A 2,085-nucleotide genomic window follows, 5' to 3' on the forward strand; every position below is an offset into this window, starting at 1 on the left:
GGCGAACTCCGCGCCGTGCCGGCGGGCGCCGGGCAGCGCCGCGTACAGGTCGCCGGGGCGGACCTCCTGGCTGGCGTGGGTCGCCCCGGTGACGACCACGTCGGCGGCGTCCGCCGGAAGGTCGACGGCGAGCCGGACGGCGAGGTCACCGAGCCGGACTCCGGTCACGGTACGTGGACGTGGATTGCCGGGCACGGCGTCAGACCCTACCCGGTCGCCCGGTCCCGGCCACACAGCCGCCCCGGTGGTTCGTCGGCACTCACCGATGATGTCCCGCCGTTGCTGCTCAGCGCGGATAGACCACGAACTTGGGCGCCGAACCACCGCTGGACGGCGGCACGCGGTAGTGACGCAGAGTGAACTGCATCATCTCCCGGAACGCCGGCCCGGCGATCGCGGCTCCGCCGCCGTCCGGCGCGTACACGAAGACCGCGATGACGTACCGGGGCTTCTCCGCCGGGGCCATGCCGATGAAGGAGGACACCTCGCCGGGCTGCTTCTTGCCGTCCACCAACCGCCAACCGGTGCCGGTCTTGCCGGCGACCCGGTAGCCGGGAACCGCGGCGGTGAGCCCGGTGGCGCCGTCGACCGTGGTGACCGCCTCCAGCATGGTGCGCAGTGCCGCCGCGTTCTGCGGGCTGAGCACCGGCCGGGTCACCGGCGGAGGCGCGGGCGTGCGCTTGCCGTCCGGGCCGATCGTCTCCTTCACCAGGTGCGGCTGCACGTAGGTGCCGTCGTTGGCGATGGCGGCGTACGCGGCGGCCATCTGCAGGGGCGTCGCGTCGACGCTGTGCCCGATCGGCACCGACCCGCGCGACGACTCGCTCCACTCGTCGGCCGGCAACAGCCGTCCGCTCGCCTCGCCGGGCAGTCCCTCGCGGGTGGGTTGGCCGAGCCCGAACCGCTTCTGGTAGTCGATCAACCGGTCCGGGCCCAGCCGGTCGGCGATGGTGATCGTTCCGACGTTCGACGAGTAGGCGAGCATCCCGGGCACGCTCATCTTCCGGCCGTTGGCCGGGTGGGTGTCGGAGAACCAGGTGTCGCCCTTCTTGATGCTGTTCGCGATGGGCAGCGTGGTGTCCGGAGTGATCACCCCCTCCTGCAGGGCCGCACTGTAGGTGATCGCCTTGTGCACCGAGCCGGGATCGACCACGAAGCTTGTCGCGGCGTCCTCCCGGGCGACCGGGTCGCTGTCCGCGGGCTTCCTCGCGTCGTAGGTGGGGTGACTGGCCTGGGCCAGCACCTCGCCGGTGGGAACATCGATGATCACGGCCGCGGCGGTGGCGCCGCGCTGCTGCGCCATGCCCGCGCTGAGGATCTGCTGCGTCTTGAACTGCGGGTCCCGGTCGATGGTGAGGGTCAGCGAGCTGCCCGGCTTGGCCGGGGTGGTCTTGCTGTAGCCGCCGGGGATCGGCGCGGCCAGGTCACCGAGGCCGGCCTCGTACACCCGCCGGCCGTCCTGCCCGGACAGCAGGTCGTCGTAGCGGGCCTCCAACCCCTCCAGCCCGTCCATGTCCTGGCTGGTGAAGCCGATCAGGTTGGCAGCCAGGTCGCCGCCGGGCACCTCACGGCGCTCGTCGCGATGCACCCCGATGCCGGGCAGCTCCAACGCCAGCACCTGCTTGGCGGCCGGGATCTCCACCCCCCGGGCCAGGTACTCGAATCGGGACGGGTTGCCGTTCTCCAGCTTGCGGGGCTTCATCAGCTCGGTGAGCTTCGACGCCGGGATGCCGAGCAGCGGGGAGAGGGCCTTCGCGGTGCCGGCCACGTCCTTGATCTCGGTCGGGTCGGCGAACACGTACCGCGCCTCGACGCTGTGGGCCAGCTCGGCGCCGGTCCGGTCGTAGATCGCGCCGCGCGGCGCGGGCAGCTCGACCGTGCGGGTCCGGTCGGCGACGCCGCCGCCGGCGTAGGCCGGGGTGTCGACCGCCTGGAGGAACACCAGCCGCACGCCGATGACGGCGAACAGCGCCAGGGTGAGCGCGGTGCCCAGCCGCAGCCGCAGTCGCGGGTCGGCGAGCTTCGGCGGACGCGCTGGCTGCGCGACGGCCGGCGGCCCGCCGGTCGGTCGGCACGACGCGGCGC

General features: G+C 73.0%; 1 protein-coding gene and 1 pseudogene. Both read right to left on the bottom strand.

The features are described 5' to 3' along the window. Nucleotides 1-195: pseudogene (locus JNW91_RS31130) on the bottom strand (UDP-N-acetylmuramoyl-L-alanyl-D-glutamate--2,6-diaminopimelate ligase); the annotation flags it as partial. Nucleotides 196-286: 91 nt separating this feature from the next. Beyond that, nucleotides 287-2,085: peptidoglycan D,D-transpeptidase FtsI family protein (locus JNW91_RS31135; protein ID WP_407664418.1), on the bottom strand; the 1,799-nt coding region annotated here is incomplete at its 5' end.

Origin of the sequence: Micromonospora parastrephiae (genome assembly GCF_016802865.1) — a bacterium.
Classification (GTDB): domain Bacteria; phylum Actinomycetota; class Actinomycetes; order Mycobacteriales; family Micromonosporaceae; genus Micromonospora; species Micromonospora parastrephiae.